At 62.7% G+C, this 12,279-nt stretch carries 12 protein-coding genes; all 12 read right to left on the bottom strand.

Annotated elements, in window-relative coordinates:
- Positions 1-6 precede the first annotated feature (6 nt).
- Entirely contained in the window at positions 7-588 is a 582-nt protein-coding gene (locus USDA257_RS16965; protein ID WP_014764185.1) for a GNAT family N-acetyltransferase, read from the bottom strand.
- 2 nt (positions 589-590) lie between these two features.
- Complete coding sequence (locus USDA257_RS16960) at positions 591-1,232, bottom strand: SGNH/GDSL hydrolase family protein (RefSeq protein WP_014764184.1); 642 nt, start codon at positions 1,230-1,232, stop codon at positions 591-593.
- A 57-nt stretch (positions 1,233-1,289) separates the two neighbouring features.
- Positions 1,290-2,630: a pyruvate dehydrogenase complex dihydrolipoamide acetyltransferase gene (locus tag USDA257_RS16955; protein ID WP_014764183.1), complete on the bottom strand. Its 1,341-nt coding sequence runs from the start codon at positions 2,628-2,630 to the stop codon at positions 1,290-1,292.
- Between the two features lie 14 nt (positions 2,631-2,644).
- Positions 2,645-4,012 carry a pyruvate dehydrogenase complex E1 component subunit beta gene (locus USDA257_RS16950; RefSeq protein ID WP_014764182.1) on the bottom strand — a complete coding sequence of 456 codons (1,368 nt, stop codon included), beginning with the start codon at positions 4,010-4,012 and terminating at the stop codon, positions 2,645-2,647.
- A gap of 17 nt (positions 4,013-4,029) precedes the next feature.
- Positions 4,030-5,076, bottom strand: coding sequence for a pyruvate dehydrogenase (acetyl-transferring) E1 component subunit alpha (pdhA, locus tag USDA257_RS16945; protein ID WP_014764181.1), 1,047 nt, complete (start codon positions 5,074-5,076; stop codon positions 4,030-4,032).
- 137 nt (positions 5,077-5,213) lie between these two features.
- Positions 5,214-5,534 (bottom strand): FtsB family cell division protein, encoded by a 321-nt coding sequence (locus USDA257_RS16940; RefSeq protein WP_014764180.1) that lies wholly within the window; start codon positions 5,532-5,534, stop codon positions 5,214-5,216.
- Between the two features lie 143 nt (positions 5,535-5,677).
- Positions 5,678-6,952, bottom strand: coding sequence for a phosphopyruvate hydratase (gene eno, locus USDA257_RS16935; RefSeq protein ID WP_014764179.1), 1,275 nt, complete (start codon positions 6,950-6,952; stop codon positions 5,678-5,680).
- 142 nt (positions 6,953-7,094) lie between these two features.
- Complete coding sequence (gene kdsA / locus USDA257_RS16930; protein ID WP_014764178.1) at positions 7,095-7,937, bottom strand: 3-deoxy-8-phosphooctulonate synthase; 843 nt, start codon at positions 7,935-7,937, stop codon at positions 7,095-7,097.
- A complete protein-coding gene (locus USDA257_RS16925) occupies positions 7,937-8,824 on the bottom strand; it encodes a VOC family protein (protein ID WP_014764177.1) in 888 nt (295 codons plus the stop codon). The genes kdsA and USDA257_RS16925 overlap by 1 nt, the downstream gene beginning before the upstream one ends.
- Before the next feature lie 162 nt (positions 8,825-8,986).
- Positions 8,987-10,624 carry a CTP synthase gene (locus USDA257_RS16920; protein ID WP_161623531.1) on the bottom strand — a complete coding sequence of 546 codons (1,638 nt, stop codon included), beginning with the start codon at positions 10,622-10,624 and terminating at the stop codon, positions 8,987-8,989.
- Between the two features lie 138 nt (positions 10,625-10,762).
- Positions 10,763-11,239 (bottom strand): preprotein translocase subunit SecG, encoded by a 477-nt coding sequence (secG, locus tag USDA257_RS16915; protein ID WP_041414318.1) that lies wholly within the window; start codon positions 11,237-11,239, stop codon positions 10,763-10,765.
- A 134-nt stretch (positions 11,240-11,373) separates the two neighbouring features.
- Positions 11,374-12,144, bottom strand: a complete 771-nt coding sequence (gene tpiA, locus USDA257_RS16910; protein ID WP_014764174.1) for a triose-phosphate isomerase — start codon at positions 12,142-12,144, stop codon at positions 11,374-11,376.
- Positions 12,145-12,279: the final 135 nt, after the last annotated feature.

The following is a 12,279-nucleotide window of genomic DNA, read 5'->3' as shown; positions in this document are numbered from 1 at the left end:
TTTGTTTCAAGCGACCTTGCGGGTGAAGAGCACCCAATCATGTTTCCTGCTATCTTCGAAGAGCGGCACGGCTGCAGCGCGCGTCACCTCTTCGAAGCCGTTCCTCTTGTAAAGCGCCTGCGCCTTCTCATTGTGGCTCTCGGTGATCAGGCTCACCGGCGCCTCGCGAGCGCGGACAAATTCGTTTTCGAGCAGCGCCCGGCCGATCCCCTTGCCGCGATGCGCCCTGTAGACGCCGAGGCTGTCGATGAACCAGTGGCCGACAAGCTCTCTCTGGATCGCAAGCAGCGGCACGACCACCGGGTGTTTCGGCTCGATATCCCGCACCGATGCATTGATGCCGTAAGATACCGAAACGCCGACAATCTCGTCTTCGAGGACGGCGACGACCGCGTCGCGCCAAGTGCCGAGCCCGCTATCCTGACGCATCCGGTTCCGGCCGTGTTCGAAAGCGGTATCCGACGATTTGCTCAACACGCCGCCGTACCACAGCCAGGAGGCAAAGCCGTGCGAGGCTACATCGACGAGGATCGCCAGTTCCGCCGCTTCGCTTCGCTGCGCAGGTCTCAGGGTCGCGCCAGCCACCATCGTCAAAGCCCGAGCATCATCCGCACGACCGGCTCCACGCCCCGGCCGATCGCGCGCGTATTCTCGGCGTCGAGATGAACCCCATCGAGCGGCGTCGTCCGGGCGACCGAGCCGGCATCGAAGAAGCCGCAGTCGAGTTCGTCGGCAAGATCGCGATAGAGCGACGCCAGCATCGCCGACTGCTCGACGCCGCCGGCAAACATGGCGGCAAAGGCGCCGTTGGCGGTCTCGCAAAGCGGCGGCGGCGAGACGACGAGGATATCCGGCCCCTCCTCCGTCTGTACGGGCCAATCGTGCCGGCGGACCAGGCGAACAAGACGCTCGATGCCCTTGACGGCGCCGAAGGCCGTGCCGTGAATTATCGGCTTCATGTCGTTCGAGCCGAGCATGAAGATGATGAGGTCGAGCGGCGCGTGGCTGTGCAGCACGGTCGGCAGGACACGCGCGCCGTTGCGGTCGCAATCGGCGAGATGATCGTCATAGGCCGTGGTGCGGCCGTTCAGTCCTTCGGTAATGACGTTGACGCCGGCGCCGAGCGCCTTCTGAAGCAGTGTCGGCCAGCGATTTTCCAAAGCGTGCCGACCCGGACCCTCCGCGTCATAGCCCCAAGTCAGACTGTCACCGTAGCAAAGGACTGTCTTCATCTGCCTACTCGCATGTCAGGGAAGGGACGGACCGGCGTGATGCCGGTCCGGATCGCATCAGACAAGCATGCCCATCGGGTTTTCGATGTAGCGCTTGAATGCGCCGAGCAATTCGGCACCGAGCGCGCCATCAACGCAGCGATGGTCGGTCGACAGCGTCACGGTCATCATGTTGGCAATGACCATCTCCTTGTTCTTGACGATGACGCGCTCCTCGCCGGCACCGACCGCGAGGATCGTTGCATGCGGCGGGTTGACGACGGCGGCGAAGTCCTTGACGCCCATCATACCCATGTTGGAGACGGCCGTGGTGCCGCCCTGGTATTCCTCAGGCTTCAGCTTGCGCTCCTTGGCGCGCTTGCCGAGATCCTTCATCTCGTTGGAGATGGCCGAAAGGCTCTTCAGCTCCGCCTGGCGGATGATCGGCGTGATCAGCCCGCCCGGGATCGACACGGCAACGCCGACATCGGAATGCTTGTGCTTGACCATGTTGCTGTCCGTCCAGGAGACGTTCGCATCCGGAACGTCACGCAGCGCCAGCGCCAGCGCCTTGATCACCATGTCGTTGACCGAAAGCTTGTAGACCGGCTTGCCGTCCTTTTCGGGCGCAGCCGTATTGAGCTGGGCACGCAGCGCCAGCAGCGCATCGAGCTGGCAATCGAGGGAAACATAGAAATGCGGGATCGTCTGTTTCGATTCCTGCAGACGCTTGGCAATCGTCTTGCGCATGCCGTCATGCGGCACGAGTTCGTAGGAGCCCGGCTCGAACAGCTTGAGGACGGCGTCTTCCGACATGCCCTTGGCAAGCGGCGCGGCGGCCGGTGCTTGAGCGGCAGCCGGTGCCGCCGGCTTGGCGATGCCGCCCGACACGGCAGCTTCCACATCCTTCTTGACGACGCGGCCATAGGGACCGGAACCGGCAACGGCGGAGAGGTCGATGCCTGCTTCCTTGGCAAGACGCCGGGCCAGCGGCGACGAGAAGACGCGCTTGCCGTCACCGGCCGCTGCCGGAGCCGCCGATGCAGCCGGAGCAACGGGGGCTGTGGCCGGTACCGGAGCCGCGGCGGGCGCCGCCGGAGCAGGTGCTTCCGCCTTCGCGGCAGACGCCGGCGCGGCTGCGCCATTGCCGCCCTTGGCAGCCGTTGCGACATCTTCGCCGTCAGCAGCCAGGACAGCGATCAACGCATTGACCTTGACACCTTCGGTGCCGGCTGGAACGACAATCTTGGCGACAGTGCCTTCATCGACGGCTTCGACTTCCATCGTCGCCTTGTCGGTCTCGATCTCTGCGATGACGTCTCCGGACTTGACCTTGTCGCCTTCCTTGACCAGCCACTTGGCGAGATTGCCTTCTTCCATGGTCGGCGAGAGGGCAGGCATTGTGATGTTGATTGGCATCGAACGTCCCTCTCTTATTTGTAGCAGACGGCTTTCACCGCATCGACGACCTCGGCGACGTTCGGCAGAGCAAGCTTTTCAAGGTTGGCCGCATAGGGCATCGGCACGTCCTTGCCGGCGATCGTCAGGATCGGCGCATCGAGATAATCGAAGGCCTGCTGCATGACGCGGGTGGCGATCTCGGTGCCGACGGAGGACTGCGGGTAGCCTTCCTCGACGGTGACGAGGCGACCGGTCTTCTTGACGGATTCGATGACGGTCGGCAGGTCCATCGGGCGGATGGTGCGAAGGTCGATGACTTCGACATCAATGCCCTGTGACTCGAGCTCGGCTGCGGCCTTGACCGCATAGGTCATGCCGATGCCGAAGGAGACGACCGTCACGTCCTTGCCGACGCGATGAATACGCGCCTTGCCGATCGGCAGGACGAAATCGTTGAGTTTCGGCACTTCGAACGACTGGCCGTAGAGGATTTCGTTTTCGAGGAAGATGACGGGGTTCGGATCGCGGATCGCGGCCTTCAACAGGCCCTTCGCATCCGCCGCCGTGTAGGGCATGACGACCTTCAGGCCGGGAATGTGGCTGTACCAGGCGGCATAGCACTGCGAGTGCTGGGCGGCGACGCGGGCCGCAGCACCGCTCGGCCCGCGGAAGACGATCGGCGCGCCCATCTGGCCGCCGGACATATAGAGCGTCTTGGCGGCGGAGTTGATGATCTGGTCGATCGCCTGCATGGCGAAGTTGAACGTCATGAATTCGACGATCGGGCGCAGGCCCGTCATCGCCGCGCCGACGCCAACGCCGGCGAAGCCATGCTCGGTGATCGGCGTGTCGACGACCCGGCGCGGGCCGAACTCCTGCAGCAACCCTTGGGTGATCTTGTAGGCGCCCTGGTATTCGGCGACCTCCTCGCCCATGACGAAGACGTTGTCATCGGCGCGCATTTCTTCGGCCATGGCATCGCGGAGCGCTTCGCGGACCGTGATCGTGACCATTTCGGTTCCGGCCGGAATCGCCGGATCGGCGGGAATTTCGGCCTTCGGCTGAGCCGCGACGGGGGCAGCGGCCGGCGCCGGAGCCTCGACCGCTGCCGGCTTCGGCGCTTCCGTCTTGGCAGTGGCGATATCGCCGGCGGCCTCGCCGTCCTGGAGCAGCACGGCGATCGGCGTATTGACCTTGACGCCTTCGGTGCCGGCGGCGATCAGCAGCTTGCCGATCGTCCCTTCGTCGACGGCTTCGACTTCCATCGTCGCCTTGTCGGTCTCGATCTCGGCGATGACGTCGCCGGAGGACACCTTGTCGCCCTCGTTCTTCAGCCACTTGGAAAGCGTGCCTTCCTCCATCGTCGGGGAAAGGGCAGGCATGAGAATTTCTACTGGCATATTCGTCCCTCCCCGGATCAAAGCAGGATGTCGGTGTAGAGCTCGGATACATCCGGCTCGGGATCAGACTGGGCAAAATCGGCGCTGTCCGCAACGATGTCGCGAACCTCCTTGTCGATCTGCTTCAGCTCGTCCTCGCTCGCCCAGCCCTTTTCGACAAGGCGGGCCTTCACCTGCTCGATTGGATCATGTTCCGAGCGCATCTTCTGCACTTCGTCCTTCGAGCGATATTTCGCCGGGTCGGACATCGAGTGACCGCGGTAGCGGTAGGTCAGCATCTCGAGGATGATCGGCCCCTTGCCGGAGCGGCAATGTTCGACGGCCTCGTCGGCTGCCGCCTTGACGGCACGCACGTCCATGCCGTCGACCTGATAGCCGGGAATGCCGAAGGAAGCGCCGCGCTGCGAGAAATCGGTCTGCGCCGAAGCGCGCGACACGGAGGTGCCCATCGCATAACGATTGTTCTCGACGATATAGATCACCGGCAGCTTCCAGAGCGCTGCCATGTTGAAGCTCTCATAGACCTGGCCCTGGTTGGCGGCACCGTCGCCGAAATAAGCGAGGCTGACATTGTCGTTGCCGCGATACCTGTTGGCGAAGGCCAGACCGGTGCCGAGGGAAACCTGGGCGCCGACGATGCCGTGACCACCGTAGAAGTGCTTCTCCTTGGAGAACATGTGCATCGAGCCGCCCTTCCCCTTGGAAAGACCGCCGCGGCGACCGGTAAGTTCGGCCATCACGCCGCGGGCACTCATGCCGCAGGCGAGCATGTGGCCATGATCGCGGTAACCAGTGATGACCTGATCGCCTTCCTTCAGCGCCAGCTGCATGCCGACGACGACAGCTTCCTGGCCGATATAGAGGTGACAGAAGCCGCCGATGAAGCCCATGCCGTAAAGCTGGCCGGCCTTCTCCTCGAAACGCCGGATCAGCAGCATTTCGCGGTAGGCTTTGAGTTCAGCTTCTTTGGAGAATTCGGCGATCGTGCCGCCGGTGAAGTCCTTCTTAGCCGGCTTGGCAGCAGTCTTGCGGCCGGAGACGGGCGCGGTTTTTCGCGGAGCCATTCATTCCTCCCAATGGTTAGCCTTTGGTGGGCTACCATAGGGAAAGAAGAGCGCCACAGCAATGACATATTTGCATGGCTATTATTCAGCATAACTGAATGATCTTAAAGGATTATTTTCAATTAACCTAATTTCAGTTAATCCGCCGGTCGATGAAAAATGACGATCTCGTCGCTACGCGACATGTTGAGCGCGAGGCGAGCCTTCTCATCCAGCATGTCTCTTTCCAACGAACCGTCACTCATCAGCACGACCTCCTTTTCCAGGATTTGCCGCCTCTGAGTGAGCTCGTCGAGCCGTGCCTGCCGCTCGGCGATCTGGCGGTCGAACTCCTCCGTCGCCGTCAAGCCGTAACCGCCATGGATCGAATGATAGCCGAAGTAAGAAAGAAAGGCGACCGCGATCACCGGCACTACCAGCCGCCCCAGTCTCCGCTTCTTGTGATGCCGTGTCCACATCGTCAATGCCCTGCTACGCAATACCAAGGCAGATTAACGTCGATTGATTAACCGACCGTTGACCATGAATGGCAAGGAAAAGGAAACCCGCCGGCCGGGAGGCGGGCGGGTTCGAAAATTGGCGCTGACGCCAGTGGTAGCGATCAACCGCGCAGGATGGAGCGGCCAGCGTACTCCGCCTGCAGGCCGAGCTGCTCCTCGATGCGGATCAGCTGGTTGTACTTGGCGAGCCGGTCGGAACGGGCCAGCGAGCCGGTCTTGATCTGACCGCAATTGGTAGCAACCGCGAGATCGGCGATCGTCGAATCTTCGGTCTCGCCGGAACGGTGCGACATTACCGCGGTGTAGCGCGCCTTGTGCGCCGTCTCGACGGCATCGAGCGTTTCGGAGAGCGAACCGATCTGGTTGACCTTGACGAGGATCGAGTTGGCGACACCCATCTTGATACCGTCGCGCAGCCGCGCCGAGTTGGTGACGAACAGGTCGTCGCCGACGAGCTGGCACTTGTTGCCGATGAGATCGGTCAGGGCCTTCCAGCCGTCCCAGTCGTCTTCGGCCATGCCGTCTTCGATCGAGATGATCGGGTACTTTGCGGCAAGCTCGGCGAGGTATTCGGCCATTGCGCCCGGCTCGAGCGTCCGGCCTTCGCCTTCGAGCACGTATTTGCCGTCCTTGAAGAATTCCGTCGAGGCGCAGTCGAGCGCGACATACATGTCGTCGCCCGGCTTGTAGCCGGCTTTTTCAATCGACTTCATGATGAAGTCGAGCGCCGCCGGTGCCGAAGCGAGGCCCGGCGCGAAGCCGCCCTCGTCGCCGACATTGGTGTTGTGGCCTTCGGCGGCGAGCTGCTTCTTCAGCGTGTGGAAGACTTCCGAACCCATGCGGACGGCGTCCTTCAGGGTCTCGGCGCCGACCGGCATGATCATGAATTCCTGGAAGTCGATCGGGTTGTCGGCATGCGCCCCGCCGTTGATGATGTTCATCATCGGCACCGGCAGGAGATGCGCGTTCGGGCCGCCAACATAGCGGTAGAGCGGCAGGCCGGCAGCTTCCGCCGCAGCTTTGGCGACGGCGAGCGACACGCCGAGAATGGCGTTGGCGCCGATGCGCGACTTGTTCGACGTGCCGTCGAGCTCGATCATGGTCTTGTCGATCTGGATCTGGTTCTCGGCATCGAGACCGCCGATCGCTTCGAAGATTTCGCCGTTGACCGCATCGACGGCGCGCTGGACGCCCTTGCCGAGGTAGCGGGTGCCGCCGTCGCGCAGTTCCACTGCTTCATGCGCGCCGGTCGAAGCGCCCGAGGGAACGGCGGCGCGGCCGAAACTGCCGTCTTCGAGATGGACATCGACCTCGACGGTCGGGTTGCCGCGGCTGTCGAGAATCTCGCGGCCGATGATGTCGATGATTGCAGTCATGATCTCTTCCCTGCTTGTGGACGATGATGATGGTGGGCCTGTCTTAATTCATGGCCCTGAAATTACAATGGCGCGCGGCGCCGGAAGCAGGCGAGCCATCGCCCTTCATGAAAATTTCACGCTGGGCGACACCGCGCCTCATTCAAGCCTTGGCGATCGCGTCGAAAGCGAGCAGCTTTTCAAGGAGACGCGGCATGGCCTCGAGCGGCACCATGTTCGGGCCGTCGGAGGGGGCGTTGTCCGGATCCTCATGTGTCTCGACAAAGACGCCGGCGACCCCCACGGCAACGGCTGCCCGTGCCAGAGTTTCGACGAATTCGCGCTGACCGCCGGTCGAGCCACCCTGCCCGCCCGGCTGCTGCACCGAATGGGTCGCGTCGAAGACCACGGGCGCTCCGAGCGCCGCCATGATCGGCAGCGAGCGCATGTCGGAAACGAGCGTGTTATAACCGAAGGAGGCGCCGCGCTCGCAGAGAAGGACGTTCGGGTTGCCGCTCATTGTGAACTTGGCGAGCACGTTCTTCATGTCCCAGGGCGCCAGGAACTGGCCCTTCTTGACGTTGATCGTCCTCCCGGTCTTGGCGGCAGCGACGAGCAGATCGGTCTGGCGCGACAGAAAGGCGGGGATCTGCAGAATATCGACGGTCTCGGCGACTTGCGAGCACTGTTCTTCGGTATGGATGTCGGCCAGCACCGGAAAGCCGAATTCGCGCTTGAGATCGGCAAAGATCTCCATCGCCTTTTCAAGGCCGATGCCGCGCTTGCCCGAGAGCGAGGTGCGGTTTGCCTTGTCGAAGGAGGATTTGTAGACGAGGCGGAGACCGAGCGACCTGCAGAGCTCGACAAGCTTGCCGGCCATCATGAAGGCGTGCTCGCGGCTTTCCATCTGGCAGGGGCCGGCGATCAGGGTCAGCCGCTCCTTCTGCGAGAACACCACCTGGCCGGTACCTTCGCCGACGACAACCCTTGAATTCGTTTCCATCATCACACTCCAAACGCGAAGATCACTCCCTGCCCCGGCGCTTCCGGGACAATGAGGCGTCCGCCCATTTCTGCAAATTCGATATCATTCTGCGCGAACAGCGCGCGCGTCGCTTCCAGGTCGGCGACGCGGAACACCACGGCACGGCCGCGCAAGCCGCGTTCGGACGCGCTGACGGAGCGGCCGTAGAAGGCCTCCATGCCTGCCGGGTTCAGCACCGACAGCTTGGCGCTGCCGGCCTGGATGTCCATGCCGAAGGAATGGGCCGAGACTTCGCGCTCATCGACGGCTTCCTGCAGCAGATACTGGAAGTCTGTCGGATTGGGCTCCGAGAGAACCACTTCGGCGATACCGGTCACACCATTCTGGTGGTTGGCGAGCGCGCTGTCGATCGGCAGGGCGCGGATCCGCTGGCAACTGAACAGGAAGAAGTCGGGCGCGCGCAGGTCGGCGGCAAAAGCCAGCCTGAAAGAGCCGAGCCCTTCGCGTCCGTCCGGCAGACGCATGGGCCGCGAGAATTCCAGCATCTCGCCGCCGGAGATGCCGCAGGACCGATAGCGGATGTGATCAGCGGCGGCATCCGGCGTCCCGAGCACGATTGAGGATAGGCCTTCCGGACCCTGCCGGAAGCGGAACGCATGGTCGCGCGCGACAAAGGCATTGCCGGCAAGGGCGGCAGCCTCGCATTCTTCGCGGGAAGCGATGGCGAGTGGCTCCAGATAGGTGTTGTCGGAAAAGAAGACGCAGGCGTTCTCCGTGCCGAAGGGATGACGTGCGTCATCGGCAACGGTGAAGCCGAGATCGGAGAGGCGCTGCCTTGCCCGCCCGAGTTCCGCAACCGGCAGCACGAGATGATCGAGCGGGCGGGCGGTGCGCGTGGGCAGGCTCATGGCGGTTTCCCTGATGACCGGTTTGCCGCTGTTTGCAACTTTTGACCGTCGATTGCAAGCGGCAGGAGGACCGGAGTGCCAGCAGCCACTGGCAGTTATAAGTGCGGCCGGTCCCTGGGGAACCGGCCGCGAAAGGATCGGCATCATCCGAAAAGAGCGAGGCTACACCAGCCGCGATTGTTCGAGCGCCGCTTCGATGAAGCTCGCAAAGAGCGGGTGCGGTTCAAGAGGCCGGGACTTCAGTTCCGGATGGTACTGCACGCCGATGAACCACGGATGGTTATTGTACTCCACCGTTTCCGGCAACACACCGTCCGGCGACATGCCGGAGAAAACCAGGCCGCAGGACTCCAGGCGATCCTTGTAGTCGACATTGACCTCGTAGCGATGGCGATGGCGTTCGAAGATGTCTGTCGATCCGTAGATTTCGGCAATCTTCGTGTTCTGCTTGAGGGTCGCACGATAGGCGCCGAGCCGCATGGTGCCGCCGAGATCGCCGGAGGCCGAGCGTTGCTCGAGAGCGTTGCCCTTCACCCACTCGGTCATCAGGCCGACGACCGGCTCCTTGGCGGGGCCGAATTCGGTCGACGACGCCTTTTCGATGCCGGCAAGATTGCGTGCGGCTTCGACCACCGCCATCTGCATGCCGAAGCAGATGCCGAAATAGGGCACCTTGCGTTCGCGGGCAAAGCGCGCCGCGTTGATCTTGCCTTCCGAACCGCGCTCGCCGAAACCGCCGGGAACGAGAATGCCGTGGACCTTCTCGAGATAGGGCGCCGGATCCTCCTTTTCGAAGACCTCCGATTCGATCCATTCGAGCTTGACCTTGACGCGGTTGGCGATGCCGCCGTGATAGAGCGCCTCGATCAACGACTTATAGGCGTCCTTCAGGCCGGTATATTTGCCGACGATCGCGATCGTGACTTCGCCTTCCGGGGTGCGGATCCGGTGCGCCACATTCTCCCAGGCTTCCATACGCGGCTTCGGTGCCGGCTCGATGCCGAAGGCGGCGAGCACTTCGTTGTCCAGCCCCTCCTTATGATAGGCGATCGGCACGTCGTAGATCGACGCCACATCGAGGGCCTGGATCACGGCCGATTGCCGCACATTGCAGAAGAGCGACAGCTTGCGGCGCTCCGCTTCCGGAATCTCGCGATCGGCGCGCACGAGCAGAATGTCGGGATGAATGCCGAGCGCCTGCAATTCCTTGACCGAATGCTGGGTCGGCTTGGTCTTCAGTTCACCCGCCGCCGGAATGTAAGGCATCAGCGTCAGGTGGACGTAGACGGCGGTGCCGCGCGGCAGGTCGTTACCGAGCTGGCGGATCGCCTCCATGAAGGGCATCGCCTCGATATCACCGACGGTGCCGCCGATCTCGCAGATGACGAAATCGTAATCCTCATTGCCCTCGGTGACGAAGTTCTTGATTTCGTTGGTGACGTGCGGGATCACCTGGACCGTCGCGCCGAGATAGTCGCCGCGCCGCTCCTTGTCGATGATGTTCTTGTAGATCCGCCCCGTGGTGATGTTGTCGGTCTTCGTCGCCGAACGGCCGGTGAAGCGTTCGTAGTGGCCGAGATCGAGGTCGGTTTCCGCCCCGTCATCGGTGACGAACACTTCGCCATGCTGCGTCGGGCTCATGGTGCCCGGATCGACGTTGAGATAGGGGTCGAGCTTGCGCAGCCTCACGCGGTAGCCACGCGCCTGCAGCAGAGCTCCGAGAGCAGCCGCAGCGATGCCTTTTCCGAGAGAGGAGACCACGCCGCCAGTGATGAATACATATCGCGCCATGGGAGTCACCGGATACCTTTTCACAAACGATTCCGCCACCGAAAAAACTCGTCTTCCCGAATTTTTCCGTTTTTCGCCGCGGCAGATTTCACACAAAACAAAACCGGCGGATGAAACATCCGCCGGCGGTTCTTCTGAATTTCGACCTTACTGGCCGCTCGGAACTTGCGATCCGGTATTGCCGTTGGCACCGGGGGCCGGGGCCGGGGCGGTCGGCTGAGCAGCCGGAGCTTGAGCGGGCTGAGCCGCGCCCTCTGCCGGAACCGTGCTGCCTGCACCGTTACCGGTCGCGGGGGCCGTCGTGTTCCCACCGGCCGGCGCCGTCTGGCCGCCGCCGAGCGAATCAAGCACGCCGCCGCTTGAGCTCGTGCCCGGAATACGCTCGAGAATGTCGGTTGCCTGCGGCTCGTAACGCGCCAGGATACCCATCCCAAGTGCAAGGCCGAAGAACAGGAAGGCGAGAATCGCCGTCGTGCGGGTCAGTGCATTGGCCGTGCCACGGGCGGACATGAAGCCCGAACCGCCGCCGATACCGAGACCGCCACCTTCGGAACGCTGAATGAGGACGACGCCGATCAGGGCAACGACGACCATGAGATAGATGACGAGGAGTACGGTCTGCATCAGCTTCCAGTCCTGCCCTCTTCGGGGCATTCGAATCGAACGATCGCGGCCACGTAGCGGGCCGCGTCCAAATTTCGCGCCTCTTTATACCAAGCAGGCGGCTATTCCAAGCCCCTGCCAGCCCGACGCGGCGATCACGCAGTCAATTCTTCATAGGCCCGGTAGATGGCGAGGAAGTCTTCCGCTTTCAAGCTGGCGCCTCCGATCAGCGCACCGTCTACATTGGCGACGCCCATCAGTTCCTTGGCATTTGATGGCTTGACAGAGCCGCCGTAGAGGATGCGCATCTTGCCGCCCTCGGCGCCGAAGCGCGAGACAAGTTCACTGCGCATGAAGGCATGCGCCTCTTCCACATCTCCCACCGTCGGCGTCAGGCCCGTGCCGATCGCCCAGACCGGCTCATAGGCGATCACGGTATTCTCGGCTGTCGCGCCATCCGGCAAGCTTCCGGCGAGCTGGCGCCTCAGGACGTCGAGCGTCTTGCCGCTCTTGCGTTCTTCTTCGGTCTCGCCGATGCAGACGATGGCGACGAGTTCCGCCACGTAGGCGGCTTCGGTCTTCGCCCGTACCAGCGCATCGGTCTCGGCATGATCGGTGCGGCGTTCGGAGTGGCCGACGATGACATGCGTGCCGAAGCAATCGGCGATCATCTCAGCGGAAATCTCGCCCGTGTGGGCGCCCGACTGCTTCTGGTGGCAGTTCTGAGCGCCGATCATCAGCGGACTGTCGTCGCAAAGTGCGGTTGCAACATAAAGCAGCGTCGCCGGCGGGCAGATCAGCGTCTCCACTTTGGCGGAAAGTTCGCCCTTGACGCCCTCGGCCATTGCCTTGATCTGGTCCAGCGAAGCACGCGTACCATTCATCTTCCAGTTGCCGGCAACCAGCGGGCGGATATCGGGCGTCATGAAACTTCCTCCGGGATCAGGCCTCTTGGGCAAGCGGCCTAGCAAATCGGTAGGGCAATTGAAAGCACCTGGCACGCAAATTCCGGTCCGACCAACGGCCAGCAGTACGGGTGACGCGCTAGTGACGCCCGATGC

Source organism: Sinorhizobium fredii USDA 257, from assembly GCF_000265205.3.
GTDB lineage: Bacteria > Pseudomonadota > Alphaproteobacteria > Rhizobiales > Rhizobiaceae > Sinorhizobium > Sinorhizobium fredii_B.
This window is presented reverse-complemented; position numbering and strand designations above follow the sequence as displayed.